The following is a 25,006-nucleotide window of genomic DNA, read 5'->3' as shown; positions in this document are numbered from 1 at the left end:
AGATTCGGCAATGGACAGGCGGAGATACCTCGCTGCGCTGAGCGCAGGTGCCGCACTCGGCATCGCCGGGTGTTCCGGTGACGGTGGCGACGGCGGTAGTGACGGCGGCGACGGCGGCAGCGACGGCGGGAGTGACGGCAGCAGCGACGGCAGCGACGGTTCGGGGGGTGGCGGGCAGTGGGACGACACGCTCGAAGTCCTCCACGGGTGGGCCGGTGGTGACGGTGAAGCCGCGATTACGGCCCTCATAGAGGAGTTCAAGGGCGAATACCCCGACATGGAGACACAGTTCCAGGCCGTCGGGGCGAGCGCGAACGTCAACCTCAACGCGACGATTCTGCGCCGGATGGTCAACAACAACCCGATGAGTTCCTTCGCGAACTGGCCGGGGAACAATCTCGAACGCTACCGCGGGAACCTGATGAACCTCGAATCGTCCGTCTGGGACGCCGAAGGGTACAAGGACGTGATGCAGGACCGCGCCGTCGAACTCTGTACGTTCAACGGCAAGATGTCCTCCGTCCCGCTGGGCTCTCACCGGATGAACAACCTGTTCTACAACATCGCGGCCTTCGAGGAGGCGGGCGTCGACCCGTCGGGCCTCGACGACATCGACTCGCTGATGAGCGCGCTCGACGCCATCAAGACGGAGACGGACATCACACCCATGGGACAGGCGATGGTCGCACCGTGGACCGTCCTCCAGCTGTGGGCACAGGTCCTCCAGAGTCAGGCCGGCGTCGACGCCTACATGGACTTCATCGAGGGCAACGGTGACCGGCAGGCCCTCGTCGAATCGCTGAAAGTCGTTCGGGAGATTCAGCAGAACTACATCACCAACGACGCGTCCTCGGTGAGTTTCACCGACGTCGGTGGCAAGATGATAAACGGCGAAGTCGCCTGTATGCATCAGGGCAACTGGCTCGCAGGTCAGTTCCGCGTCGACGACTCGTTCAACTACAAGGAGCACTGGGACTGGATACCGTTCCCCGGCACCGAGGGCACCTACGGCTACCACATCGACGCCATCGTCGCGCCGGCGAACAACCCGAGCGAGGACGAGACCATCGCGTGGCAGAAGTTCGTCGGGACGAAACAGGCCCAGATCGCGTTCAACAACCTGAAAGGCTCCGTCCCGCTCCGGACCGACATCGACCCGGGCGAACTCGGCGACTTCATCGGCCTGACCTACGAGGACCTGACCAGTTCCGAGCGGTACCCGCCCACCATCGCACACGGCCTCGCCGTCCCGCCAGAGCAGATGGGCGCCTGCAAGACGGCGATGAGCGAGAACATGATGGGTCCCTACGACGTGCAGGCGGCGGCCGACGGACTGCTCGACGCCGTGTCCCAGTAACGGGGTCGACGAACTACACATTTTATTATACCGGAACGAAATCACACTACCTATGGACACCCACGAAACGGCAGAGGCAACCACAACCCCGACCGAGGAGGTCGACTGGGAGACGAAGTTGCGGTACTTCCTCAACAGTGACTTCGTGCGGTCCTCGCCCTTCTGGGGGATTCCGTTCCTCATCATGGGCGCCGCCGTCTACGGCGGCATGGGGTTCAACGTCGCGATATCGCTGACCGACGCGCGGGGACTGACGCCGCCGGACTACAGTCTGGGCAATCTCGACCTCGAGATGTACACGCAGGTACTCGGGAGCAACGCGTTCCTGCAGGCCACCCAGAACAATCTGGTACTGCTCGTCACGTTCACGACGGTTTGCCTCGTTCTCGGCCTGTTCCTCGCGGTGCTCATTGACCAGGGGATTCGGTACGACGACAAGGTACAGACCATCTACTTGCTGCCGATGAGCCTCTCGTTCGTCGTCACGGCCCAGATGTGGCTCTGGATGTTCAACAACAACAACGGCCTGCTGAACATCATCGTGACGGCGTTCGGGTTCGAACCCGTCAACTGGATAGGGGACCCCTCGATAGCGCTCGGGTCCATCATCTTCGCGCTCATCTGGCAGTTCAGCGGCTACACGATGGTCGTCTATCTGGCCGGCCTCCGGTCGCTCCCCGACGACCAGTTCGAGGCCGCCCGCGTCGACGGCGCGAGCACGGTAAAGACCTACCTCCGCATCATCATCCCGCAACTGAAGGAGTCGTCGGTCAGCGCCGCCGTCGTCCTGATGGTGTTCGCGCTGAAGGCGTTCACCTTCCTGTACGCGCTGACCGGCCGGTACCGGCCGCCCAACGGGACGGACATCCTTGCGACCCTGATGGTCCGGGAGGCGTTCAAGTTCGGCAAGTGGGCCTACGCGGCGACCATCGCGACGTACCTGATGGTCCTCGCGCTGGGTGTCATCGCGCCGTACCTCTACTACCAGTACAGACAGGGGAGCCTCTAACATGTCACAGTCAACGTCCGACTCCGGCATCGACGTCGCATCGTTCGTCGAGGAGTTCAACCTCGCCCGCATCGGCCAGTACGTGCTGGTCATCCTGTTCATCGGTTTCTTCCTCGCACCGCTGGAGACCGGCATCATGACGGCGCTGAAGACCAACGAGGCCGTCGCCCGCACGATTCCGCTGGCGCCGCCGACCGGCGAGGGGTTCACGTGGGGCAACCTCCAGTTCGCGCTCGAACAGCTCTCGGGCGCCTTCTTCAACTCCCTGTTCATGGCGATTCCGGCCACCATCGGGAGCGTCCTGTTCGGGAGCATGGCCGCCTACGGCCTCACGATGGTCCGCTGGCGCGGCCAGATGCTGTTCCTGATACTGTTCCTCATCGGTATCTTCCTGCCGTATCAGGCGGTGCTGGTGCCGCTAGCGCGGTTCTGGAACAACATCTTCCCGCTCGCGTCGATGCTGGCGCCGACGTTCGAGACGCTCCCGGTGGTGCAGGACTTCCACTCGAACCTCGTCCCCCTCATGATCACCCACATCGCCTACGGGATTCCCATCTGTACCATCCTCTTTCGCTCGTACTACCAGAGCCTCCCGAGTTCGCTCGTCGAGGCCGCGAAGATAGACGGGGCGTCCATCTCGAAGATATACCGGCGCATCGTGCTCCCCATCTCGAAGCCGATGTTCGGCGTCGTGTTCATCTACCAGTTCACCCAGATATACAACGAGTTCCTCTTCGCGTTCACGCTGATCACTGGCTCCGACACGCCCGAAGCCGTGGTGACGCTCATCCTCCCGGCCGTCGGCGCCTCGACGTCCGGTATCGACTTCGGAATCCGCATGTCGGCGGCGTTCCTCGCCGCGATTCCGACCCTCATCATCTACGTCGCCTTCGCGGAGCAGTTTGCGAAGGGCCTGCGGACGGGAGGTGGATGACGATGGGCGAAATCGTCATCGAGAACCTGACGAAGGAGTTCGGAGAGACGACGGCAGTCGACGACCTCTCGCTGGACATCGCCGACAGCGAGTTCCTCGTGCTGGTCGGTCCCTCGGGCTGTGGGAAGTCGACGACGCTGCGCTGTCTCGCGGGGCTAGAGACGCCGACGGCCGGCGACATCTACATCGCCGGCGACCACATGAACTACCGCGTCCCGCAGAACCGGGACATCGCGATGGTGTTCCAGGACTACGCGCTGTACCCCCACATGACCGTCCGCGCGAACATGCGCTTCGGCCTCGAAGAGGAGGAGGGGTACACGAAAGCGGAGCGCGAGGCCCGCGTCGAGGAGATAGCCGAGACGCTGGGCATCAGCGAACTGCTGGACCGCAAGCCCGACGAGCTATCGGGCGGCCAGCAGCAACGCGTGGCGCTGGGGCGGGCCATCGTCCGGGACCCGGAGGTGTTCCTGATGGACGAACCGCTGTCGAATCTGGACGCCAAACTGCGGGCGGAGATGCGGACCGAACTCCAGCAACTCCAGCACCGCTTCGACGTGACGACGGTGTACGTCACGCACAACCAGACGGAGGCGATGACGATGTCCGATCGCGTCGCCGTCATGGACGACGGGCACCTCCAGCAGGTCGGCCCCCCGCTGGAACTGTACCACGCGCCCGAGAACCGCTTCGTCGCGGGGTTCATCGGCGAACCGATGATGAACTTCGTCGAGGGGCGCAACGAGGGCGGCCGGTTCGTCGGCACGTACGTCGAGTACCCGTTCGACGCCACCATCCGGGACGCCGTCGACGGTGCCGACGACGTCGTCCTCGGCGTCCGACCGGAGGACATCGCCGTCTCGACGGCCGACGGCGTCGACGAGTCCGACCTCGGCGCCCACGAGTTCCTGATGCACGTCTCGGTCATCGAACCGCACGGCGACCAGAACGTCCTCCACCTGAACCACCCGGACGACACGGCCGAAGACGACCTCCTGCACGCGCTCACCGGCGGCACCGACATCTTCGAGCAGGGCTCGGAAGTCGTCGTCACCATCGACCCGAGCCACGTCCACGTCTTCGACGGGGAGAGCGGCGACGCCTTGCACAACCGCCGCATCGGGCCGGAAGCGGAGGTGACGAACGTATAATGGCCGACTTAACACTCGACGCGGTCACGAAGGTGTTCGAGGACGGCGAGGACGAAATCGTCGCCGTCGACGACGTCTCCGTCGAGATTCGGGACGGCGAGTTCCTCGTGCTGGTCGGCCCCTCCGGGTGTGGGAAGTCGACCACGCTCCGGATGATAGCCGGACTGGAGACCATCACCGACGGCGAGATTCGACTCGGCGACGACGTGTTGAACGACGTGCGCACGCAGGACCGGGACATCGCGATGGTGTTCCAGTCCTACGCGCTGTACCCCCACCTCTCCGCCCGCCGGAACATGTCGTTCGGGCTGGAGGAGTCGACCGACCTCTCACAGACCGACATCGACGAGCGCGTGACCGAAGTCGCGTCGATGATGGGTATCTCGGACCTGCTGGACCGCAAGCCCGGCCAACTCTCCGGCGGCCAGCAACAGCGCGTGGCGCTGGGGCGGGCCATCGTCCGGGACCCGGAGGTGTTCCTGATGGACGAACCGCTGTCGAATCTGGACGCCAAACTGCGGGCGGAGATGCGGACCGAACTCCAGCAACTCCAGCACCAACTCGACGTGACGACGGTGTACGTCACGCACGACCAGACGGAGGCGATGACGATGTCCGACCGCATCGCCGTGATGAACGACGGGCGCCTCCAGCAGGTCGGCCCGCCGCTGGAACTGTACCACGAACCGACCAACCTGTTCGTCGCCGAGTTCATCGGTGAACCGTCGATGAACTTCCTCTCCGGGCGGCGCGAGGGGTCGTCGTTCGTCACCGACCGCATCGAGTACCCCTTCTCCGAGACCGTCGCCGACGCCGTCGAGGACGCCGAGGACGTCATCGTCGGCATCCGACCGGAGGACGTGGCGATACGCGACGAGGCCGGCGACGACCCGGCCCACGAGTTCGAGATGACGGCCACCGTCGTCGAACCGATGGGGAACGAGAACGTCGTCCACCTGGAGTTCCCCGGCGAGACGACGGGCACCGAGGACCTCGTCGCCATCACCGAGGGGATGCGAGAGGTCGGGGAGAACGAGTCGGTGACCGTCCACCTCCCCGAGGAGACGATTCACGTCTTCGATACGGCCACCGGCGAGGCGCTCCACGCCCGGCAACTGGAACTCGACCCGCAGGCGCTTCGCCTGTAGTTTCGGGTCGACGCCCCGTTCGTTTCCCGCCGCCGCTCAGAGCGCGCTATCGGCGAACCCGCCGTCGACGGTGAGGACTTCGCCCGTGACGTACGAGGCGGCATCGCTCGCCAGATAGACGGCCGCGCCGACCATCTCCTCGCGGTCGGCGACCCGGCCGAGCGGCGCTCGTTCGTCGATCTTCGCCCGCTTCTCGGTCCCCTCCGCGTACGTCTCGGCGTTCTGCGGCGTGATGACGAACCCGGGGGCGATGGCGTTGACCCGGACGTCCGGCGCGAGTTCCTTCGCCGACGCGCGAGTGAACGCCTCGACGCCGCCCTTCGCCGCCGCGTAGGCCGGGAGGTCCGCCATCGCGAGGCGGGCGGCTAGCGAGGAGATGTTGACGATAGCGCCGCCGTCGTCCATCGCGGGCACCATCGCCTGCGTGACCCGGCGGACCCCGTCTAAGGCCACGTCGGTCACGAAGTCCCAGTCCTCGTCGCCGATGTCCCGGACCGTCTCGCGGGAGATGGCGCCCTGTGAGGCGACGACGACGTCGACGCCGCCCAGTTCCTCGACGGCCGTCTCGCGGACCCGTTCGAGCGTCGCCATCTCGGTGACGTCACACGTCACGCGGGCGGTGTCGACGCCGTACTCCTCGATGATGTCTGCCGTCTCCTCGACGGCGCTCTCGCGGCGGCTGGTGGCGACGACGTCGGCCCCTTCCGCGGCGAACCCCTCGGCGATGGCCTGCCCGATACCGCTCGTGCCGCCGACGACGACGGCTCGCTTGCCCGCGACTGTCACTGGCGTGTGGTCGTACGCACTCATACTCGGTCTGTCTGTGCGTGCCTATTTGACCTTTGTGGAGGCTGGTGGGCGACGCTCGGTTCGAGTTCGCGGTAGCATCGTCGTAGTCGGGCCACGGGCGACGCCTAGCCGACAACCATAGAATTAATACTCTCCGTCGACTGCCGGGAGGTATGCGAGGACTCGCGAAAGTCAGCCGTCGTCACGGCGCCATGGAGTTCGTCGACCGAGAGCGGCCAGAACCGGCCCCGGACGAGGCGCTCGTCGAGGTCGATTACGCCGGCCTCTGCGGGAGCGACGCCGGCATCTACGAGTTCGAGTCGGCGTTCGAGCGGATGGACCTCCCGACGGTCATCGGCCACGAGTACTCGGGGCGCGTGGTCGAAGTCGGCGAGCACGTCACGAAGTTCGCGGTCGGCGACCGCGTCGTCGAACGACCGATTCGGGGCTGTGGCGACTGCTACCAGTGCGAAATCGGTGAGTCGAACGTCTGCCAGAACGCGGTCATCACGGGCGTCGACCACGACGGCGCCTACGAGCAGTTCGTCGCCGTCCCGGAGGACGCACTCCATCCCGTGCCGGACTCCGTCGAACAGCAACACGCCGCGATGGTCGAACCGACGAGCATCGCCGCCCGTGCGGTCATCGAGAACTCGCGGGTAAGGGCGGGCGACCGCGTACTGGTGGAAGGCCCGGGACCGATCGGCCTCCTCACGGCCCAGATAGCCGACGCACAGGGCGGCGAGGTGCTCGTCTCCGGCGTCGGGCAGGACGCCGCCTACCGCCTGCCACTGGCCGAGGACCTCGGCTTCGAGACCGTCAACGTCGCCGAGGACGACGTCGCGGCGCGCCGCGAGGCGGTCACCGACGGCGTCGGCTACGACGTGGTGTTCGACACGACCGGCCACCCCTCCGGGCTCCCGTCGGCCGTCGACGAGGTGCGGAAGGGCGGCCAAATCGTGCTCGTCGGGCAGACCGGCGAGACGACGATGCCGTACTCTCCGCTGGTCCGGTCGGAGATAGACCTCCAGTGCTCGTACGCGTCGATGTACGACGACTTCGACCGCTCGCTCCGCCTCATCGACAGCGGTGACGTGGACGCCGAGACGTTCCTCGACGAGCGGTTCTCCCTGCTGGACGCCGACGAGGCCTTCGAGGCGTTCGTCGCGGGCGAGACGTGCAAGCCGGTGTTCGACGTCTCGGAACTGTACGCCTGACGGCGCGGCCACGGGGCGACTAGTCCGCCCGCTGATAGCTATCCGAACTTTTTACTCACAGTCGTCGGTACCAGTAGGCGATGAAAGATTGGCTCGACGGTTACGACGACCGCGACTGGCAGACGACCACGGACGGCACCGTCCGATACGCGCTCCTCGGCCTCGGGTGGTGGACCGTCGACGTGGCACTACCGGCCATCGAGAACTCCGACCTCGGCGAGGTGACGACGTTCGTGAGCAGTTCGACCGAGAAGGCCGAGCGACTGGCGGACGACCACGACGTCGCCCACGGCATCAGTTACGACGAGTTCCACGACGGCGCCGCCACGGACGCCTACGACGCCGTCTACGTCGGCACGCCGAACGCGTACCACCTCGCGTACGTCGAGAGCGCGGCCGACCACGGCAAGGCCGTCCTCTGTGAGAAGCCGATGGAGTCGACGGTCGAACGGGCCGAACAGATGGTCGACGTGGCCGAGAGCACCGACATCCCGCTGATGATAGCCTACCGGATGCAGACCGACCCCGCGGTCCGGCGGGCGAAGGAGTTGGTCGAAGACGGGTTCGTCGGCGACCCGGTGTCGGTCTACGGCAACAACAGCCAGCCGTTGCTGGAGATGATCCCCGACCACGACCAGTGGCGACTGGACCCGGACCTCTCGGGCTACGGGACGTCGGTGATGGACCTCGGCATCTACTCGCTGAACACGACGCGGTTCATCCTGGACCGGGACCCGGTCACCGTCCAGTCACAGATGAGTTCCCACCACGAGGCGTTCCAAGCGGTCCCGGACGAGCGGTCCGGAGCACTGCTCACGCTGGAAGACGGCGTCCGGATGGTCACGACCGACAGCCAGCGTGCCCACGAGGACACGCAACTCAAGATTACGGGCACGGCGGGCCAGATAGACCTCCGGCCGGCGTTCCACGGCGAGTGTACGATGCACCTGTCTCGGGGCGACATGACGGCCACCGTCTCACACGAGGCGTTCGACTCCCAGCGCGAGATGCGCGAGGAGTTCGACTTCTTCTCGGACCGCGTGCTCACCGACGGGGAGATAGTCGCCGACGGCCGCCACGGCCTGCAGGACATGCGTATCGTCCGTGCCATCCACGAGGCCGCCGAGAGCGGCGACGTCGTCGAGTTGTAACGGCTGGTCGACAATATTCCGCGACTGAGCACCTCGATAAAACGAGCAACTGTTTAGTGCGTATACTTCGTGCTACGACCATGGCGAGTACAGCCCAAAACCCGGTCAAATCAGTCGGCACGACGTTCGAGATTCTGAACGGATTGAAAGAACTCGGGGGTGCCCGCGTGACGGAACTGGCGCGCTATCTGGACCTCCCGAAGAGTACGGTCCACAACTATCTCAGCACGCTCGAACAGGAGGAGTACATCGTCAAGGACGACAACGAGTACCGGGTCGGACTGCGGTTTCTGGAGTTGGGCGCGTACTCGCGGCACGAGCGGAAACTGTTTCAGATAGCGAAACCGGAGGTGGACCGACTCGCTGACGAGACAGGCGAACTCGCGAACGTCCTCGTCGAGGAACACGGCCGCGGGTCGTACCTCTACCGGGCCTACGGCGAACAGGCGGTCCGGGTGAAGGCACACGTCGGCACGCGCGTGCCGCTACACACCACGGCGCTGGGCAAGGCCATCCTCGCGTACCTCCCCGAGGAGCGCGTCGACGAAATCGTCGACCGGCACGGACTGGCGGAGAACACCCCACAGTCCATCGGTACTCGCGCGGAACTGGACGAGACGCTCGACGCTATCCGGGAGCGCGGCGTCGCGTTCGACGACGAGGAGCGACTCAACGGCCTCCGCTGTGTCGCCGCGCCGGTGCTCGACAACAGCGACGACATCATCGGCGCCATCAGCGTCGCGGGGCCGACCAACCGCTTCCGCGGCGAACGGTTCAGAGAGGAACTCCCCCAGCGAGTCCTCGAAGTCGCGAACGTCATCGAACTCAACTTCACGTACTCGTAACCGCCGACGGTCGGTCCCGACGGTGCGGCGTGAGTACCGACATCGCGACGCATCTGTTCGCTATGACTGAACGGTCCGTCGTCGGGCACCGCCGTGGCCCACGTGAACGCATAACTTACGATTCGAGTAGATTTCGCCATCTGGTCGGACGAACGTCCGCTAGAACCGCGGATACGAGTCAATCAGACGGGATAACAGACGTACATAGGTTAGGAGTTCGTTCAGTATGGCTGAACGGCCGTCCGACCTGCAGTACACGTCGGCGACGGGTCCGAGCGGTCGGCAGCCGTCGCGACAGACCACTAGCTTTATTCGCTCGTCGCGCGGTCATCCGGTATGCGATTCGGCATCCTCAGCACGGCAGACATCGGGACCGGTTCGGTGATTCCGGGTATCCGCAAGAGCGACCACGAGGTCGGCGCTATCGCCTCCCGGGACGGCACTCGGGCCGAGGCGGTCGCGGACCAGTTCGACGTCCCCGCCGCCTACGAGGGGTACGAGGCGTTGCTCGCCGACGCCGACATCGACGCGGTGTACATCCCCCTGCCCAACGGCCTCCACGCCGAGTGGATTCGGCGGGCCGCCGACGCCGGTCTGCACGTCCTCTGTGAGAAACCGCTCACGGCGAGCGCCGAGGAGACGGCGGCGGTGTTCGACTACTGTGCGGACCGCGACGTGACACTGATGGAGGCGTTCATGTACCGCTTCCACCCGCTGACCGAGCGAGCGTTCGAGATAGTCCAGACCGAACTCGGCGAGGTCCGCAACGTCACGTCGACGTTCACCTTCCGGATGCCCGACGGCGCCGAGGACATCCGACTGGACCCGGACCTCGCGGGCGGGAGCGTCATGGACGTGGGCTGTTACGCCATCAGCGCCGCGCGCCAGTTCCTCGGCGACCCCGACCGGGTGTACGGCGTCACCAACGACGGCCGGGACTGTGGCGTCGACACAGAGATGGCTGGGATTCTGGAGTACGACGGCGGTGCGACGGCCCGCGTCCAGTCCGGGTTCGAGACGCCGCTCACGCAGTACTACCGCGTCGAGACCACGGACGGGTGGCTCAAGGCGGAACCGACCTTCGACATCGGTGCCGAGACCGCGACCGAACTCACCTACGGAGTCGGCGACCGGACGGTGACCGAGCGGTTCGACCCGACCGACCACTACACGCTGGAGGTCGAACACTTCGCCGACTGCGTCGCGAGCGGCGAGACGCCCCGGGTCGACCGCACCGAGAGCGTCGCCATCATGGAGATAATCGACGCCATCTACGAGAGCGCGGCGGCGGGCGGCCCGGTAGCGCTGGACTGAGGCGCTCGACCGACGCGCCGCTCAGAAGTGCGAGAGTTTGTCCCGTCGGTACAGGTCCAGCGACGTTATCGAGTTCGGGGACTGTTGCCGGACGGCGTAGGCGATGGCGTCGGCCACCTCGACGGGTTCGGTGACGCTCCCCGGTTCGAACGCCTCTTTCGAGGGGGACCCGCTCTCGGACCCGAACTCCGTGCGCACCTCCGTCGGGTTGATACACGAGACGGCGACGCCCTCCTCGCCGACGCTGGCCTGCAGACTCACGGCGAACCCTCGCGTCCACCACTTCGTGGCGGCGTAGACGGGGTTGGCCGGCCGTGGGTGGTTCCCGGACATGCTCCCGAGGAAGACGAGGTGGCCCTCCGAGTCGACGAGATGCGGAATCGACGCCCGGGCGGTGTAGAACATCCCGTCGACGTTGACGCCGGTCATCGTGCGGTACTCCTCGTCGGTGAGTTCGCTGACGGGTTCGTCGATGGCGAGGCCGGCGTTACAGACGGCGATGTCGAGGCCGCCGAAGCGGTCGACCGTGGCCTCGACGAGCGCCGCGACGGCGTCGGAGTCGGTGACGTCCGTCGGGACGACGGCGACGGCGGCGTCGGTCGTCTCGCGAATCTCGGCGGCCAGTTCTTCCAGTCGCTCCTCGCGCCGTGCGGCGACTGTCAGGTCCGCGCCGTCCTCGGCGAGGGCGCGCGCCGTCGCGGCGCCGATACCGGAACTCGCGCCGGTGACGACGGCTGTCTGCCCTTCCAGTGGCTCCTCCATACGGGTGGCTCGTTCCGCCATGCTCCCGACGAGGGTACCGGCCGACAAATGTGTTTCCCCGGCCGTGGACTCGTTCGCAGTGGAGCCAGTCCTATAGCCATATAGGAAGTCTATAGAATCTTAAACGCGAAATACGAGTAGAAATGCGACAATACAACTCCAGAAGCGAGCAGATATGTGTATAATTCGCTATCGGGTGGGAGAAACTGAATATATACGTACGCTTTCGCATATCTAAATCTAAAAATGGGAGAAGAAAGCAACATACCGAGCGAACTCATTCGGAGCGGCGCTCCCGACTGTCGGTGGCGGAGGCCTTGACCGGAGACAGATGAATTAAGCACCCTGCCAGTCATTGACAGACGCATGAAGTCCATCTACTACGAGGAGACAGGCGGGACCGACGTCCTGCAGTACGGCGAGCAACCGGACCCCGAATTCGAGGACGACGAGGTGCTCGTCGAGGTGAAAGCCGCCGGCCTGAACCACCTCGACGTCTGGACCCGTCGCGGCCTCCCGACGCCGCCGTCGTTCCCACACATCCCCGGGAGCGACGCCGCGGGCGTCGTGCGCGAGGTCGGCGATCGAGTCACACGCTTCGAGGCGGGCGACCGCGTCGCGGTGTACCCCTCGGTGTTCTGCGGCGAGTGCGAGTTCTGCCGCCGGGGCGACGAGACTCGCTGTGACGAGTTCAAGATAATCGGCGAGCACACGCGCGGGGTCCAGTCCGAACTGACCGCCGTGGCCGAGGCGAACCTCGTGCCCTTCCCGGATGGGGTCGACTGGGAGACGGCGGCGGCGACGCCGCTCGTCTTCCAGACGGCGTGGCGCATGTTAGAGACCCGCGCGGAGGTGTCCCAGAGCGACCACGTCCTCGTGCAAGGGGCCTCCGGCGGCGTCGGCCACGCCGCGGTCCAGATAGCCGCCCACGCCGGCGCGACGGTGTACGCGACGGCCTCCAGCGAGGAGAAGTTGGAGTACGCCCGCGAAATCGGCGCCGACTACGCCATCAACTACGAGGAAGAGGACTTCGTCGACGCCGTCCACGACCGGACCGACGGCCGGGGAGTCGACGTGATAATCGACCACGTCGGCGGCGAGAACTGGACGGCCAACATGGACGCGGCGGTCAAGGGCGGTCGCATCGTCACGTGCGGGGCGACGGCGGGGCCGACGCCGGAGACGAACATCTCCCGCATCTTCTGGAAGCAACTGGACATCATGGGGTCGACCATGGGCAATCCGGGCGAGATAGACGAGGTGCTCCCGCTGGTGTGGGACGGTACCTTCGAACCGCGCATCCGCGAGGTGCTCCCGATGAGCGAGATTGCGCGGGGCCACGAACTGCTGGAGGAACGCGAAGGGTTCGGCAAGGTGGTCGTCGTCCCCGACGCCGAGTACGACGGCTGAGCGCCCACGCACCCTCGCGTCCGGCGTGACCACACGGCTTTTGCGTGTCCGCGGGCACTATCCCTACCAATGAGCGACAGTGAGTCCGGCGGGCCGAAACAAGTCTCGGACCCGAACTACCACAGCGAGAATCACACGGCCGCCCAAACCTGCGGTTGGACGAAGAATGCACTTACAGGACGTGGCAAATGTTATAAGTACATCTTCTACGGCATCGAGTCCCACCGCTGCATCCAGATGACGCCCGTCGTCAAGTGTAACGAGCGCTGCGTGTTCTGCTGGCGGGACCACGCGGGCCACGCCTACGAACTGGGCGACGTCGAGTGGGACGACCCGGCGGCCGTCGCCGACGCCTCCGTCGAACTCCAGCGGAAACTCCTCTCGGGATTCGGCGGCAACGAGAACGTCCCGCGGGACGTCTTCGAACAGGCGATGGAGCCACGCCACGTCGCCATCTCGCTGGACGGCGAACCGACCCTCTATCCCTACCTCCCGGAACTCATCGAGGAGTTCCACGACCGCGACATCACCACCTTCCTCGTCTCGAACGGCACGAACCCCGAGATGCTCGCCGAGTGTGACCCGACGCAACTGTACGTCTCCGTCGACGCCGCCGACCGGCAGACGTTCGACTCCACGGTGAAGGCCGTCGAGGACGACGCGTGGGACTCGCTGATAGAGACGCTGGACGTCCTCGCCGAGAAGGACGATACGCGCACCGTCATCAGGACGACGCTCGTGAACGGCCACAACATGCACCATCCCGAGTGGTACGCGGCGATGTGCGACCGGGCCGACGCCGACTTCGTGGAGATGAAGGCGTACATGCACGTCGGCCACTCTCGCGGCCGACTGGACCGCGACTCGATGCCCAGCCACGAAGACGTCCGTGCGTTCACCGAGGAGATGCAGGCGTACCTGCCCGACCACGGCGTCCTGAAGGAAGTCGAGGAGTCCCGCGTGGCGATGCTCGCCGAGGACGAACAGACGTGGGTGCCGAAACTGGAGAAGTCGAGCGAGTTCTGGGTCGAGGACCCGCTCGTAGAGTACTGAGCGGCCGAGAGTGGACCGGGGTTCGTCCGTCGAATGTTGAACACCCGTAGGTGTGAGGGACAACGTTCATCCCAGTGCTCCGCCAAAATTCACCACGCGTCGGTCCGTGCGACAATCGACGGCCCGTTCCTAACCGTTCCAAATCTGGAACGCATTCCATATTCGGTATGCTTATGAGCGGCGCGTCCGTAGCCCGGCATATGGCTGAATCATCGGGACGGGCCGTCGGGCGCGACGAGCTCGCGACGCTGAAGTTGCTCGCGCTCGACGGGGCCCTCGACGAGCGGACCAAAGTCTCCTGTGCGGACCTCGCGGGGCGACTCGACGCCTCCAACCAGACGGCGTCCCGACGCCTCCAGCGCCTCGACGAGTCCGACCTGCTCGACCGGGACATCGTCAGCGACGGGCAGGAAGTCCAGATTACCGAGGCTGGCGAACGCCGCCTCCAGTCCGAGTACGCCGACTACCGCCGTATCTTCGAGGCCGACGCCAGCGTCGACCTGAACGGCATCGTCACCTCGGGGATGGGCGAGGGCCGCCACTACATCACCCTCCCGGGGTACATGGAGCAGTTCATCGACCGACTGGACTACGAGCCGTTCGCGGGGACGCTGAACCTCGAACTCACCGAGGAGAGCGTCCGCAAGCGCGCCCGACTCGGCGCGCTCGAACCGGTGACTATCGAGGGGTGGGAGGACGACGAACGCACCTACGGCCCGGCGTACTGCTACCCGGCCTCCGTCGTCAGCGGCGACGGCGAGTACGCCCCCGCCCACATCATCGCCCCGGAACGGACCCACCACGGGGAGGAGCAACTGGAGGTCATCGCCCCCGAGAAACTCCGCGACGTGCTGGAACTGGCCGACGGTGACGAGGTGACTGTCCATGTCACGGAGTGAGCGCGCCGTGGACGCGGACAGCGCCGCCGACGCCGTCGCCGCCTTCGCCCGCGGCGAACCGGTGCTGATTCACGACGCCGCCGACCGGGAGGGCGAGACGGACGTCGTCTACCCCGCCGGGGCGGTCGACCCCGCGGCCGTCGCCCGCATGCGCAACGACGCCGGCGGCCTCGTCTGCGTGGCTCTCTCCGACGCCGTGGCCGACGCGCTGGGCCTCCCGTTCATGCAGGAGGTGCTCGACCACCCGACGTCCGCCGACCACGAACTCGGCTACGACGAGCGCTCCTCGTTCTCCATCACGGTGAACCACCGCGACACCTTCACCGGCATCACCGACGAGGACCGCTCGCTGACCATCCGGGAACTGGCCGACGTGGCGGCGGCCCCCGACGACGAGGCGTTCGCCGACGAGTTCCGGTCGCCGGGCCACGTCCACCTGCTTCGGGCCGCCCCGGACCTGCTGGCCGACCGCGAGGGGCACACGGAACTGGGTATCGCGCTGGCCGACGCCGCCGACCAGCCACCGGCCGCGGTCGTCTGCGAGATGCTCGACGACGAGACGGGGGCGGCGCTCCCGCCGACGGCGGCACGGGCCTACGCCGAACGCGAGGGACTGGTGTACGTCGAGGGTGCGAGCTTACTCGCAGACCTCCCCTGACTCGGCCGGTTTTCCGCGGCGCGAATAAGCCCGGCTTTCACGCCGACCGCGCCGCTTGCTCCGACCTTACGGCTCGCTACGACGGCTATAACAAATGTCGTCTGTCGTGGGGTACGTCGGTATGGACTCGGACTCCACACCGGAGCGACAGGTCGCCGTACTGGCCGTGGTGCTCGCCGTCGTACTGGTCCCCCTCTCGGGCGTCGTCGTCGCACAGACCGCCGGGAACCAGACCCGCGAGGCGGGGAACCAGACCGCGACATCGTTCGTCGCCGTGCAGGGCCAGCAGTGCACGCCGATGACCGCCTTCGCCGGCAACGAGTCGGCCCGGACGTTCTACGACTACCGTCTCCCGTTCCCGAACAACCCGTACATCAACACGACCGGGAACGCATACGGGTCCGAGGGGTTGGACGGGCTCCAGCGGGCGAACACGAGCGTCGTCTTCCTCTACCGGGACACCAACGGGACCGCGAACGAGAGCGACGACACCCTGAGTCTGGTGTTCGTCCACGGCGAGGAGGGCGACGACAACTCCACGGGCGGGTCGGCGTCGTTCGACATCACCGGCCTCCCCGAGAACGGGTCGTGGACGGTGCGGGACGACGACTACAACGCCTCGGACAGCTACGACGTCTGGACCGTCGAACCGGGCACGACCCGCGTCGACTGGACGTGGGGTGACGCCGCGACCGACGGCGGCGTCTTCAGCGGTCTGGGAGCCAACGAGACGATAACCGTGCAGCCGGCGTTCAACGAGGACGCGGTGCTGGCCGGACAGTACTACGACGGCACCGTCACGGGCTGGGTCGCCCTCTCGAACGAAACGGTGAACGGGACGAGCGTGACGAACGAGACCGCGCTGAACATGACGGAACCGCTGACGATAACGACCGAGGACTGCGCGTCGCTCGTCGACGCGACGCCGACCGAGACGGAGACGCCGGGCGGTCTGTTCGGCGACGAGACGGAGACGCCGACGGAGACCGAGACCACGTCGCCGACCGACACGCCCGAGGCGGACGACGACGGGACGGAGACGCCGGTCGACATCTTCGACGACGAGACGGCGACGCCGGAGAACGAGTCGACCGCCGAGTCCGACTGAGACTCGCTCGGTCCCGACCGTCGCGGCCGCTCGCGCCCCGCCGTCGGTCTCGGGTGTGAACCGGCGGCACAGACCGTCAACACTCTTAACCGAGGGATTCAATGGGGGATATATGACACACGACGAGGCACCTGCCGGTACAGAGGCGAGTCATCGCGAGACGCGGGGGACGAGCGCATGAGCGACCGTCCCGAGATGTTCGAGGACGTCGACGAGATATGGATGGACGGGGAGTTCGTCGACTTCGAGGACGCCAACGTCCACCTGCTGACCCACGCGCTCCACTACGGCACGGGCGTCTTCGAGGGCGTCCGGTGCTACGAGACCGAGGAGGGGCCGGCCATCTTCCGCTGGGAGGAACACCTCGACCGCTTCTACGACTCTGCGGAGGTCTACGACATCGAGATTCCCTTCGAGAAGCAGGAACTCACCGAGGCGACGGAGGAACTCATCCGTCGGGAGGGGCTCCAGTCCTGTTACATCCGCCCCATCGCGTTCTACGGCTACGGTCCGCTGGGTCTGAACCCCGGGAAGTCCCCGGTGCAGGTCGGCCTCGCCGTCTGGCCGTGGGGCGCGTATCTCGGCGAGGAGGCCTTAGAGGACGGCGTCGACGTCGCCGTCTCCTCGTGGCGCAAGTACGCCTCCAGCCAGATTCCGACCAACGCCAAGACCACCGGCACCTACGTCAACAGCGTCCTCGCGTCGCTGGAGGCCAAGGAGAACGGCTACACCGAGGCCATCGTCCTCAACAAGGAGGGCAACGTCGCCGAGGGGCCGGGCGAGAACATCTTCCTCGTCCGCGACGGCGAGATATACACCACCGGCCTCGCCGAGTCCATCTTAGACGGTATCACCCGCCGGACCGCCATCGAACTCGCCGAGGAGCGCGGGTACACGGTCCACGACGACGCCACCATCTCGCGGGGCGAACTGTACACCGCCGACGAACTGTTCTTCACGGGCACCGCCGCCGAGGTGACCCCCATCCGCAGTGTCGACGACAACGAGATCGGCGCGGGCACGAAGGGCCCGGTCACCGACGAGATACAGACGGCCTTCTTCGACCTCGTCGAGTCGGGCGAGCGCGAGGAGTGGTTCCGCTACGTGTAGTCAGTCGTCGTCGGTGTTCGTCATCGGGAGCGGCGTCTCGCCCTTGTGGGTGTCGCCGAACCCGGCGCTCAGTATCCGCGTGAGCGCTTCTTCGACGCGTTCGTCGCTCACCTCGTAGTCGTCCGGGTCCACCTCGACGACGTAGCCGCTGGTGATGTTCGGTGCCGTCGGCAAGAACAGCACGTCCCGGCCGTCGTCGGTCGTCTGGCCGGTCTTGAACGCCGTCATCCGCATCCCGTCCCACGCCTCTATCTTCACGGGCGTCTGGAGTTCCTCGGTGCCCGACACCGCCGTCTCGACGGCCATCTTCGAGGCGTTGTACACCACCCGGAGCCCCGGCACCTGGTTCATGGCGTCGTCGAGGGCGCTCTCGACGAAGTCGCCGAAGGCCGTCCGCATCAGGTAGCCCACCGAGAAGACGATGAGGACGAACAACACGAGCGCGACGAACACGCGGGCGAACTCCACGGTCCGGACCGTGGCCACGTCGGCCGGCACGCCGAGGTCCATGAGGAGTTCCGTGTCGATGGCGGGGATGAAGAACGCGGCAGACGCGAGGATGCCGTAGAGGTAGACGATGACGTAGAGCGTGACGATGACCGGCAGCAGGATGATGAGGCCACTCGCGAAGTCACGCTTCCACGACGAAGAGGAGGCCATATCAGTATCAGACGGCCACGGATTATCAGCCCTTCCCTTTCTTGACAGCTCTCGCTACCCGCTCGCGATGGCCCGCAGTGCGAACAGCGCGTTCTCCTTGCGTTCGAGGACGCGCCGGTAGAAGTACGACAGCCACTTCTCACCGTACGGCGCGTACTGCCAGACGTCGCAGGCCCCGGCCAGTTCCCGCTGGGCGTCCTCGCGAACGCCCATCAGCATCTGCACCTCGTAGGGGGTGCCGTGCTTGCTGTGGAGGTCGGCCGCCAGCGTCAGCATCGCCGGGTCGTGGCTCCCGACGGCGATGCCGTCGTCGAACTCCCGGAACATGAACTCGAGGTCGGTCCGGTAGGCCTCGTTGACGCGGGACTTCTCCGTGAACGCGACGTCTCTCGGCGGGTCGTACGCGCCCTTGACCAACCGGACCTTCCCGGGACAGTCGGCCAGTCGGTCGAGGTCGTCGGCCGTCCGGCGGAGGTTCGCCTGCACGCAGACGCCGACGCCGCCACCGCGCTCCCGGGCGTGGTGTTCGAAGGCGTCCAGCGTGGCGTCCGTCGTCGTGTGGTCCTCCATGTCTATCCAGACGAACACGCCGTGGTCGGCGGCCGCGTCGACCACCCGAGCGAGGGTCTCCCGGAACACGTCCTCGTCGACGAACAACCCCAGCTGGGAGGGTTTCACCGAGATACAGGCGCGGAGGTCAGAGCCGCCGATGTCGGCGACGAGTCGCTCGTAGGCCGCGGCGTCGGCGTCCGCCGGGTCCCGTTCGTGGTAGTGTTCGCCCAGTCGGTTGCAGATGACGCCGACGCCGGACTCGTTCATCTTGCGGGCGTGTTCCAGCACCGTGGCGGCCGACTCCCCGGCGACGAATCGACTCGCGACTGGCGGCAACATAGGTAATATTTGCCGCCCCAGTGGCAAGAAGGTTGCCGTCGCCCCTCGCGCGGCGCGTTCGGGCCGAGCCACACCGATTAAGACACCGGGACGATACGCGAAAATATGGACATACTCGGGGTGGTCGCGACGGCGCTGTGGGCGATGTTGCCCGCGTACGTGCCCAACAACGCGGCGGTACTGGCTGGCGGTGGGCGACCGATAGACGGCGGTCGGACGATGGGTGGGCGTCGACTACTCGGCGACGGCAAGACGTGGCGCGGGACGCTGGCCGGGACGCTGGCCGGGACGGCGCTGGCACTCGCGCTCTCGGCCGTGACGCCGGCGGTGAGCGCCGCTGTCGGCCACTCGCTCCCGCGGTTCCCCGTCCTCGCGGGGCTTGGACTGGCGTTCGGGGCGATGCTCGGCGACATCGGCGCGTCGTTCGTCAAACGGCGGAGCGGCCGCGAGCGCGGGGCGGCGTTCCCCGGCCTCGACCAACTGGACTTCGTCGTCGGCGCCCTCCTCTGCGCGTTCGTCCTCGCGCCGTCGTGGTTCGGGCGGACGTTCACGCTCCCGGTGGTCGTGGCGATTCTCCTCGTCACGCCGCTGTTGCACGTCGTGACCAACGGCATCGCGTACCTGCTCGGCCTGAAGAACGAGCCGTGGTAGGCCGGCGTGTGGATGTGATGTGCTTTTCACACCGGCCCATCGAAGTGTAGGACATGACCACGCGCGCGGACACGTTGCGGTTGGCGACACGGGGGTCCGACCTCGCTCTGCGACAGGCGGCGACGGTCCGGGACCTCCTCTCGGGGCGGCGACTCACCGTCGAACTCACCGAGGTCGAGACCACGGGCGACCAGATACGCGACGAACTCATCCACCGACTGGGGAAGACGGGGGCGTTCGTCCGCAGTCTCGACGAGAAGGTCATCGCGGGGGAACTGGACGCGGCGGTCCACTCGATGAAGGACATGCCGACCGAGCGACCCGACGACCTCGTGGTCGCCGCCGTCCCCGACCGGGCCGCGCCGGGGGACGTGTTGGTGACGCCCGACGGCAGTACCCTCGAGGAGTTGCCCGAGGGCGCGACCGTCGGCACGTCGAGTCTCCGCCGCCGTGCCCAGTTGCTCGCCGAGCGTCCGGACCTCACGGTCGAACCGCTCCGGGGCAACGTCGACACGCGCGTCGAGAAACTGCTGGCCCCGTCGCTCCAGCGCGAGCACCAGGAGCGCCACGAGGCCGAACAGGAACGGAAGGAGCACGCGGGTGGCGAGGCCCAACGGGCCTCGGAAAAATCGGACGGGGACGGAAGCGACCAGTCCGACGAGGACGACGACTACGAGTTCCCCTACGACGAAGACGTGGAGGCGTGGTTCGACGGGCTCGCCGAACTCGAACGCCGCGCCATGGAGCGGGACCCCGACACCGAGTACGACGCCATCGTCCTCGCGAAGGCCGGCCTCGACCGCGCCGGACTCACGCACCACGTCGGGACGAGCGACCTCCCCCTCGACACGTTCGTCCCCGCGCCCGGGCAGGGCGCCCTCGCCGTGACGGCCGTCGACGGCGACCTCGCCGAGACCGTCCGGGACCGCATCGACGACCCACAGACCCGCGCCGAGACGACCGTCGAGCGGACCATCCTCGCGGAACTGGGCGGTGGGTGCGTCGCTCCCATCGGCGTGTACGCCACGCTGGAGGGCGGGGTCGTCCACACGAACGTCCGCGTCCTCTCCCGGGACGGTGACGAAGAGGTCCGTGTCAGCCGGGACCTCCCCGTCGAGCGCCACATCGACGCCGCCGTCGACCTCGCCGCGGAACTGGCCGACGAGGGCGCCGCCGACCTCATCGCCGAGGCCAAGCGCGACGCCGGGGCCGCCGACGACGACGCCGCGACCGCCCGGGAGGAGGACGAGGAATGAGCGACGACGTGGGGAAAGTGTACCTCGTCGGCTCGGGCCCCGGCGACCCGGACCTCCTGACGGTGAAGGCCAAGCGCCTCCTCGAGAGCGCCGACGTCGTCCTCCACGACAAACTCCCCGGGCCCGAGATTCTCGGCCAGATTCCCGAGGACAAGCGCGAGGACGTGGGCAAGCGCGCCGGCGGCGAGTGGACGCCACAGGAGTACACGAACGCCCGGATGGTCGAACTCGCCGAGGCGGGCGAGACGGTCGTCCGCCTGAAGGGCGGCGACCCGACGGTGTTCGGCCGCGGCGGCGAGGAGATGGTCCATCTCGCACAGAACGAGATTCCGTTCGAAGTCGTGCCGGGCATCACCAGCGCTATCGCCGGGCCGGAGGCGGCCGGCATCCCGGTCACGCACCGCGACTACGTCTCCTCCGTCTCCTTCGTCACGGGTCACGAGGACCCCACGAAAGACGAATCCGCGGTGGACTGGCGAGCGCTCGCCGACACCGGCGGCACCATCGTCGTCCTGATGGGCGTCGGCAAACTGCCGGGCTACACCGCCGAACTCCGGAAGGCGGGGATGGACCCCGACACGCCGGTTGCGCTGATAGAGCGGGCGACGTGGCCCGACCAGCGAGTCGCCACCGGCACCCTCGACACCATCGTCGACGTGCGCGACAGCGAGGGCATCGAACCGCCGGCCATCACCGTCGTCGGCGAGGTGGCGGGCGAGCGCGACCGCGTCATCGAGTTTCTGGAGGGGGCCTGATGCGCGAGGAACCCCGACTCCGGGTGGCGGCGTTCCGCCCCGACGACGAGCGACTGGCGGCGGCCGTCGAACTGCTGGAGTCGCTGGGGGCCGACCCCGTCGCAGACCCGATGCTCGCCGTCGAACCGACCGACAGCACGCCCAGAAGCGACGCCGACTACGTCGTCCTGACGAGCAAGACCGGCGTCGAACTCGCCGCGGGCGGGGACTGGGACCCCGGCACGGCGACGGTGTGTGCTATCGGCGAGGCCACCGCGACGGCGCTCCGCGAGGCCGGCTACGCCGTCGACGTGGTCCCCGAGGAGTACTCCTCGACGGGGCTGGTCGAGGCGCTGGAAGCAGAGGTAGCCGGGTCCCGCGTCGAGGTGGCCCGCTCGGACCACGGCTCTGCGGTCCTGACCGACGGCATCGAAGCGGCCGGCGCGTACGTCCACGAGACGGTCCTGTACCGCCTCGTCCGGCCGCCCGAGTCCGGCGAGTCCGCGGAACTCGCCGCCGACGGCGAACTGGACGCCGCGCTCTTTACGTCCTCGCTCACCGTCCGGCACTTCCTCGCGGCGGCCGCCGACCGCGGGATTCGCGACGCGGCCATCGAGGGCCTGCGGGAGGCGACGGTCGGTGCCATCGGCGAACCGACGAGGGAGACGGCCGAGAACGCCGGCATCCCGGTCGACGTGGTGCCCGAGCGCGCCGACTTCGAGACGCTGGCGTGTGACGTCGTGGAGACGGCGGCCCCGACCTACCACGACTGATGCGCGGCGAGGGGGGCGGCCTCGGCGAGGTACTCCGACCGCTCGGACTGGTGACTGGGTGGCAAGTCGTCGCCAGCACCTGTTTCTACGCGCTGTTCGCCGGGACGGCACTGCTCCGGACGGAACTGCACCTCTCGCGGTTCCTCGTCGGCGTCGTCGTCACCGCCGGGACGCTCGGGTACACCGTCGCGCTGTTCCCGGTCGGCGCGGCCGTCGACGGCGTCGGCGAGAAGGCGGTGATGGTCGGCGGCCTCGTGGCGCTGGCCGTCGGCGTCGCGGGCGTGGGGCTGGCCGCCGGGTTCCCCTCGCTACTGGTCGCCGCCGCCTTCCTCGGGGCGGCCTACGCCACCGCGATGCCCGCGACGAACCGGGCCATCGTGACGAGCGTCCCCGGTTCGCTCCGGGGGCGGGCGATGGGCATCAAACAGGTCGGCGTCACCGGCGGGAGCGGCGTCGCCGCCGTCCTCGTCGTCAGCGCCGCGCCGTCGGTCGGCGCGTGGAACCTCGGCTTCCTCGTCGCCGGCGGCGTCGCTCTCGCTGTGGCCGCCGCCTTCGCCGTCGGCTACCGGGGCGCGCCCGGCGGCGAGTGGCGTCTGCCGGACCTCGACGGACTCCGGCAGAACCGGCCCTACGTGGCGCTCGCCGGCGGCGGCTTCTTCCTCGGCGCCGCGCTGTTCACCACCGTCGGCTACGCGACGCTGTACCTGACCGACGCCGTCGGCGTCTCCGTCGCGGTGGCGGGTCTCGGCTTCGCGGCGATGCAGGTGTCGGGGAGTCTGGGCCGGGTCGCCGCCGGGTGGCTGGCCGACCGCCGGGCCGCGTCGGAGGCCCGGGCGAACGCGACGGTCCTCCTCGGGCAGGCGGCGCTGGGCGTCCTCCTGTTGGCGGCGCTCGCTCTACCCGACCTCCCGCGCCCGGTGGCGCTGGCGCTCGTCGTCGGCGTCGGCGCGACGATACTGGGCTTTACGGGCCTCTACTACGCCTGTATGACGGCGCTGGTGCCCGCCGACGAGGTGGGGGCGGCCACCGCCGGCGGCCAGACGGCGCTCAACGCGGGCGCACTGCTGGCCCCGCCCGCGTTCGGATGGCTGGCCGACTCGATGTCGTACCGCGCCGGGTGGCTCTTGCTCGCCGCCGGGGCCGCCGTCGGCGTCGGGTTCGTCGCCCTCGTCGCCCGCCGGACGACCCCGTAGCGGGGCTGGGCCGTCTCAGTCGGCCGTCTCCGCGGCCTGTTCGTCGGCGTCTAGCTCCGCGCGGAGCGTCTCCAGTTCGTACTCGACGGCGCGTTCGTTCGAGATGCGGTCCAGTTCCCGGTCGATGTCGTCGCCCTCTTCGAGGACGGACTCCAGTTGACCGCTCTCTTCCAGTTCCTCGAGGGCGGCGGCGCGGGCCTCCATGCGTTCGGTGCGCTCGGTCGCGCGCTCGATGGCCCGGTTCACGTCCGCCATCGTGTCGCCGACGCCGGTGAACGCCTCGGAGACGCGCGCCGACGCCTCGGCGGCCTCGTAGCGGGCCTTCATCGTCTCCTTGCGCGTGCGGAACTGCTCTATCTGGCTGGACAGTTCCGCGCGCTTGCCCACGAGGCGGTCCTGAGTCTCCTGCAGGTTGTCTATCTGGTCGGTGAGGTCGGTTATCTGCTCGACGTGTGTCTGTTTCTTCTCCAGCGCACGGCGCGCGAGGTCATCGCGGTCCTGTCGCATCGCCTCGCGGGCCTGTCCGTCGTACTTCTCGACGTTCTCGCGGAGGCGTCGGCGGTGTATCTCCAGTCGCTTCTTCTGGGTGGTCACGTCGGCGATGCCGCGCGTGACTCGCTGGAGTTCGTCGCGCAACTCCTCGTAGGAGTAGTCCAGTTCGGCCGAGGGGTCCGAGGCCCGGTTCAGCAGGGCGTTCAGTTTCGCGCGGACGGCGAAGCCGATGCGACCGAGGAGACTCATCGTGCCACCTCGTCGGTGGTCTCGGTGCGTCGGGCCGCGAGAGCGGGTCCGGTGGAGAACATGCAGGTGCCTACGAGTGACAGTGAGATAACACCATCGGCGAGGACGGCGGGTCTGTCCGTCTTCCGACCGTTAAGCCGAGTTAAATCGGCGAAAGAGGCGCTAATTCGCGGTAATCTGCGTTCACCGTCG

25 protein-coding genes are annotated in these 25,006 nt (G+C 67.3%); 20 read left to right on the top strand and 5 right to left on the bottom strand.

What is annotated here, in order from left to right; translation table 11 throughout:
- The first annotated feature begins 10 nt into the window (after positions 1 to 10).
- From EGH21_RS14235 to EGH21_RS14215, 5 genes are read left to right on the top strand one after another with little or no spacing between them, the layout of a single operon-like run.
- Positions 11 to 1,357 (top strand): ABC transporter substrate-binding protein, encoded by a 1,347-nt coding sequence (locus EGH21_RS14235; protein ID WP_220619232.1) that lies wholly within the window; start codon positions 11 to 13, stop codon positions 1,355 to 1,357.
- A gap of 52 nt (positions 1,358 to 1,409) precedes the next feature.
- The gene (locus EGH21_RS14230; RefSeq protein ID WP_220619151.1) at positions 1,410 to 2,366 is read left to right on the top strand and encodes a carbohydrate ABC transporter permease; all 957 of its coding nucleotides are present in this window, start codon (positions 1,410 to 1,412) and stop codon (positions 2,364 to 2,366) included.
- Between the two features lies 1 nt (position 2,367).
- Entirely contained in the window at positions 2,368 to 3,300 is a 933-nt protein-coding gene (locus EGH21_RS14225) for a carbohydrate ABC transporter permease (protein ID WP_220619150.1), read from the top strand.
- A 2-nt stretch (positions 3,301 to 3,302) separates the two neighbouring features.
- Entirely contained in the window at positions 3,303 to 4,451 is a 1,149-nt protein-coding gene (locus EGH21_RS14220; protein ID WP_220619149.1) for an ABC transporter ATP-binding protein, read from the top strand.
- Positions 4,451 to 5,599: an ABC transporter ATP-binding protein gene (locus EGH21_RS14215; protein ID WP_220619148.1), complete on the top strand. Its 1,149-nt coding sequence runs from the start codon at positions 4,451 to 4,453 to the stop codon at positions 5,597 to 5,599. The genes EGH21_RS14220 and EGH21_RS14215 overlap by 1 nt, the downstream gene beginning before the upstream one ends.
- Before the next feature lie 36 nt (positions 5,600 to 5,635).
- Here EGH21_RS14215 and EGH21_RS14210 read toward each other — a convergent pair whose 3' ends face one another.
- Positions 5,636 to 6,409, bottom strand: coding sequence for an SDR family NAD(P)-dependent oxidoreductase (locus EGH21_RS14210; RefSeq protein ID WP_220619147.1), 774 nt, complete (start codon positions 6,407 to 6,409; stop codon positions 5,636 to 5,638).
- Between the two features lie 152 nt (positions 6,410 to 6,561).
- On the opposite strand from EGH21_RS14210, the gene EGH21_RS14205 reads away from it, so the two are divergent.
- The 4 genes from EGH21_RS14205 (at position 6,562) to EGH21_RS14190 (ending at position 10,915) form a co-directional block, all read left to right on the top strand.
- A complete protein-coding gene (locus tag EGH21_RS14205) occupies positions 6,562 to 7,605 on the top strand; it encodes a zinc-dependent alcohol dehydrogenase (RefSeq protein WP_220619146.1) in 1,044 nt (347 codons plus the stop codon).
- An 80-nt stretch (positions 7,606 to 7,685) separates the two neighbouring features.
- Positions 7,686 to 8,756 carry a D-xylose 1-dehydrogenase Gfo6 gene (gene gfo6 / locus EGH21_RS14200; RefSeq protein WP_220619145.1) on the top strand — a complete coding sequence of 357 codons (1,071 nt, stop codon included), beginning with the start codon at positions 7,686 to 7,688 and terminating at the stop codon, positions 8,754 to 8,756.
- Positions 8,757 to 8,836: 80 nt separating this feature from the next.
- Positions 8,837 to 9,601 (top strand): IclR family transcriptional regulator, encoded by a 765-nt coding sequence (locus EGH21_RS14195; RefSeq protein ID WP_220619144.1) that lies wholly within the window; start codon positions 8,837 to 8,839, stop codon positions 9,599 to 9,601.
- Between the two features lie 336 nt (positions 9,602 to 9,937).
- Entirely contained in the window at positions 9,938 to 10,915 is a 978-nt protein-coding gene (locus EGH21_RS14190) for a Gfo/Idh/MocA family protein (protein ID WP_220619143.1), read from the top strand.
- Between the two features lie 21 nt (positions 10,916 to 10,936).
- On the opposite strand, the gene EGH21_RS14185 is transcribed toward EGH21_RS14190, so the two are convergent.
- Entirely contained in the window at positions 10,937 to 11,677 is a 741-nt protein-coding gene (locus EGH21_RS14185; RefSeq protein ID WP_220619231.1) for an SDR family oxidoreductase, read from the bottom strand.
- Positions 11,678 to 12,043: 366 nt separating this feature from the next.
- Between EGH21_RS14185 and EGH21_RS14180 the strand changes: the two genes are divergently transcribed.
- The 6 genes from EGH21_RS14180 (at position 12,044) to EGH21_RS14155 (ending at position 17,915) form a co-directional block, all read left to right on the top strand.
- Entirely contained in the window at positions 12,044 to 13,087 is a 1,044-nt protein-coding gene (locus EGH21_RS14180; RefSeq protein WP_220619142.1) for a zinc-binding dehydrogenase, read from the top strand.
- A gap of 69 nt (positions 13,088 to 13,156) precedes the next feature.
- On the top strand, positions 13,157 to 14,140 hold the full coding sequence (gene twy1, locus EGH21_RS14175) for a 4-demethylwyosine synthase TYW1 (protein WP_220619141.1): 984 nt from the start codon (positions 13,157 to 13,159) through the stop codon (positions 14,138 to 14,140).
- A 200-nt stretch (positions 14,141 to 14,340) separates the two neighbouring features.
- Positions 14,341 to 15,039, top strand: a complete 699-nt coding sequence (locus tag EGH21_RS14170) for a DUF120 domain-containing protein (RefSeq protein ID WP_220619140.1) — start codon at positions 14,341 to 14,343, stop codon at positions 15,037 to 15,039.
- Positions 15,026 to 15,697: a 3,4-dihydroxy-2-butanone-4-phosphate synthase gene (gene ribB, locus EGH21_RS14165; protein ID WP_220619139.1), complete on the top strand. Its 672-nt coding sequence runs from the start codon at positions 15,026 to 15,028 to the stop codon at positions 15,695 to 15,697. The genes EGH21_RS14170 and ribB overlap by 14 nt, the downstream gene beginning before the upstream one ends.
- A 121-nt stretch (positions 15,698 to 15,818) precedes the next feature.
- Positions 15,819 to 16,805 carry a hypothetical protein gene (locus EGH21_RS14160; protein ID WP_220619138.1) on the top strand — a complete coding sequence of 329 codons (987 nt, stop codon included), beginning with the start codon at positions 15,819 to 15,821 and terminating at the stop codon, positions 16,803 to 16,805.
- A gap of 177 nt (positions 16,806 to 16,982) precedes the next feature.
- On the top strand, positions 16,983 to 17,915 hold the full coding sequence (locus tag EGH21_RS14155; RefSeq protein WP_220619137.1) for a branched-chain amino acid transaminase: 933 nt from the start codon (positions 16,983 to 16,985) through the stop codon (positions 17,913 to 17,915).
- Here EGH21_RS14155 and EGH21_RS14150 read toward each other — a convergent pair whose 3' ends face one another.
- On the bottom strand, positions 17,916 to 18,575 hold the full coding sequence (locus tag EGH21_RS14150) for a DUF502 domain-containing protein (RefSeq protein ID WP_220619136.1): 660 nt from the start codon (positions 18,573 to 18,575) through the stop codon (positions 17,916 to 17,918).
- Between the two features lie 54 nt (positions 18,576 to 18,629).
- Entirely contained in the window at positions 18,630 to 19,466 is an 837-nt protein-coding gene (locus EGH21_RS14145; RefSeq protein WP_220619135.1) for a proline dehydrogenase family protein, read from the bottom strand.
- A gap of 105 nt (positions 19,467 to 19,571) precedes the next feature.
- Between EGH21_RS14145 and EGH21_RS14140 the strand changes: the two genes are divergently transcribed.
- From EGH21_RS14140 to EGH21_RS14120, 5 genes are read left to right on the top strand one after another with little or no spacing between them, the layout of a single operon-like run.
- Positions 19,572 to 20,117, top strand: coding sequence for a CDP-2,3-bis-(O-geranylgeranyl)-sn-glycerol synthase (locus EGH21_RS14140; protein ID WP_220619134.1), 546 nt, complete (start codon positions 19,572 to 19,574; stop codon positions 20,115 to 20,117).
- A 53-nt stretch (positions 20,118 to 20,170) separates the two neighbouring features.
- Positions 20,171 to 21,373, top strand: coding sequence for a hydroxymethylbilane synthase (gene hemC / locus EGH21_RS14135; protein WP_220619133.1), 1,203 nt, complete (start codon positions 20,171 to 20,173; stop codon positions 21,371 to 21,373).
- Entirely contained in the window at positions 21,370 to 22,128 is a 759-nt protein-coding gene (gene cobA / locus EGH21_RS14130) for a uroporphyrinogen-III C-methyltransferase (RefSeq protein ID WP_220619132.1), read from the top strand. The genes hemC and cobA overlap by 4 nt, the downstream gene beginning before the upstream one ends.
- Positions 22,128 to 22,880, top strand: a complete 753-nt coding sequence (locus EGH21_RS14125) for a uroporphyrinogen-III synthase (RefSeq protein WP_220619131.1) — start codon at positions 22,128 to 22,130, stop codon at positions 22,878 to 22,880. The genes cobA and EGH21_RS14125 overlap by 1 nt, the downstream gene beginning before the upstream one ends.
- Positions 22,880 to 24,073 carry an MFS transporter gene (locus tag EGH21_RS14120; RefSeq protein WP_220619130.1) on the top strand — a complete coding sequence of 398 codons (1,194 nt, stop codon included), beginning with the start codon at positions 22,880 to 22,882 and terminating at the stop codon, positions 24,071 to 24,073. Before EGH21_RS14125 ends, EGH21_RS14120 begins: the two co-directional genes overlap by 1 nt.
- Positions 24,074 to 24,088: 15 nt before the next feature.
- On the opposite strand, the gene EGH21_RS14115 is transcribed toward EGH21_RS14120, so the two are convergent.
- Entirely contained in the window at positions 24,089 to 24,814 is a 726-nt protein-coding gene (locus EGH21_RS14115; protein WP_220619129.1) for a PspA/IM30 family protein, read from the bottom strand.
- Positions 24,815 to 25,006 lie beyond the last annotated feature (192 nt).

It is taken from the genome of Haloarcula rubra, from assembly GCF_019599465.1.
In the GTDB taxonomy this organism is placed as follows: Archaea; Halobacteriota; Halobacteria; order Halobacteriales; family Haloarculaceae; genus Haloarcula; species Haloarcula rubra.
This window is presented reverse-complemented; position numbering and strand designations above follow the sequence as displayed.

Bases quoted from the DNA above. Each gene is read 5' to 3' on its own strand.
- EGH21_RS14235 (WP_220619232.1), top strand. From the start codon at position 11: ATGGACAGGCGGAGATACCTCGCTGCGCTGAGCGCAGGTGCCGCACTC.
- EGH21_RS14230 (WP_220619151.1), top strand. From the start codon at position 1,410: ATGGACACCCACGAAACGGCAGAGGCAACCACAACCCCGACCGAGGAG.
- EGH21_RS14225 (WP_220619150.1), top strand. From the start codon at position 2,368: ATGTCACAGTCAACGTCCGACTCCGGCATCGACGTCGCATCGTTCGTC.
- EGH21_RS14220 (WP_220619149.1), top strand. From the start codon at position 3,303: ATGGGCGAAATCGTCATCGAGAACCTGACGAAGGAGTTCGGAGAGACG.
- EGH21_RS14215 (WP_220619148.1), top strand. From the start codon at position 4,451: ATGGCCGACTTAACACTCGACGCGGTCACGAAGGTGTTCGAGGACGGC.
- EGH21_RS14210 (WP_220619147.1), bottom strand. From the start codon at position 6,409: ATGAGTGCGTACGACCACACGCCAGTGACAGTCGCGGGCAAGCGAGCC.
- EGH21_RS14205 (WP_220619146.1), top strand. From the start codon at position 6,562: ATGCGAGGACTCGCGAAAGTCAGCCGTCGTCACGGCGCCATGGAGTTC.
- gfo6 (WP_220619145.1), top strand. From the start codon at position 7,686: ATGAAAGATTGGCTCGACGGTTACGACGACCGCGACTGGCAGACGACC.
- EGH21_RS14195 (WP_220619144.1), top strand. From the start codon at position 8,837: ATGGCGAGTACAGCCCAAAACCCGGTCAAATCAGTCGGCACGACGTTC.
- EGH21_RS14190 (WP_220619143.1), top strand. From the start codon at position 9,938: ATGCGATTCGGCATCCTCAGCACGGCAGACATCGGGACCGGTTCGGTG.
- EGH21_RS14185 (WP_220619231.1), bottom strand. From the start codon at position 11,677: ATGGAGGAGCCACTGGAAGGGCAGACAGCCGTCGTCACCGGCGCGAGT.
- EGH21_RS14180 (WP_220619142.1), top strand. From the start codon at position 12,044: ATGAAGTCCATCTACTACGAGGAGACAGGCGGGACCGACGTCCTGCAG.
- twy1 (WP_220619141.1), top strand. From the start codon at position 13,157: ATGAGCGACAGTGAGTCCGGCGGGCCGAAACAAGTCTCGGACCCGAAC.
- EGH21_RS14170 (WP_220619140.1), top strand. From the start codon at position 14,341: ATGGCTGAATCATCGGGACGGGCCGTCGGGCGCGACGAGCTCGCGACG.
- ribB (WP_220619139.1), top strand. From the start codon at position 15,026: ATGTCACGGAGTGAGCGCGCCGTGGACGCGGACAGCGCCGCCGACGCC.
- EGH21_RS14160 (WP_220619138.1), top strand. From the start codon at position 15,819: ATGGACTCGGACTCCACACCGGAGCGACAGGTCGCCGTACTGGCCGTG.
- EGH21_RS14155 (WP_220619137.1), top strand. From the start codon at position 16,983: ATGAGCGACCGTCCCGAGATGTTCGAGGACGTCGACGAGATATGGATG.
- EGH21_RS14150 (WP_220619136.1), bottom strand. From the start codon at position 18,575: ATGGCCTCCTCTTCGTCGTGGAAGCGTGACTTCGCGAGTGGCCTCATC.
- EGH21_RS14145 (WP_220619135.1), bottom strand. From the start codon at position 19,466: ATGTTGCCGCCAGTCGCGAGTCGATTCGTCGCCGGGGAGTCGGCCGCC.
- EGH21_RS14140 (WP_220619134.1), top strand. From the start codon at position 19,572: ATGGACATACTCGGGGTGGTCGCGACGGCGCTGTGGGCGATGTTGCCC.
- hemC (WP_220619133.1), top strand. From the start codon at position 20,171: ATGACCACGCGCGCGGACACGTTGCGGTTGGCGACACGGGGGTCCGAC.
- cobA (WP_220619132.1), top strand. From the start codon at position 21,370: ATGAGCGACGACGTGGGGAAAGTGTACCTCGTCGGCTCGGGCCCCGGC.
- EGH21_RS14125 (WP_220619131.1), top strand. From the start codon at position 22,128: ATGCGCGAGGAACCCCGACTCCGGGTGGCGGCGTTCCGCCCCGACGAC.
- EGH21_RS14120 (WP_220619130.1), top strand. From the start codon at position 22,880: ATGCGCGGCGAGGGGGGCGGCCTCGGCGAGGTACTCCGACCGCTCGGA.
- EGH21_RS14115 (WP_220619129.1), bottom strand. From the start codon at position 24,814: ATGAGTCTCCTCGGTCGCATCGGCTTCGCCGTCCGCGCGAAACTGAAC.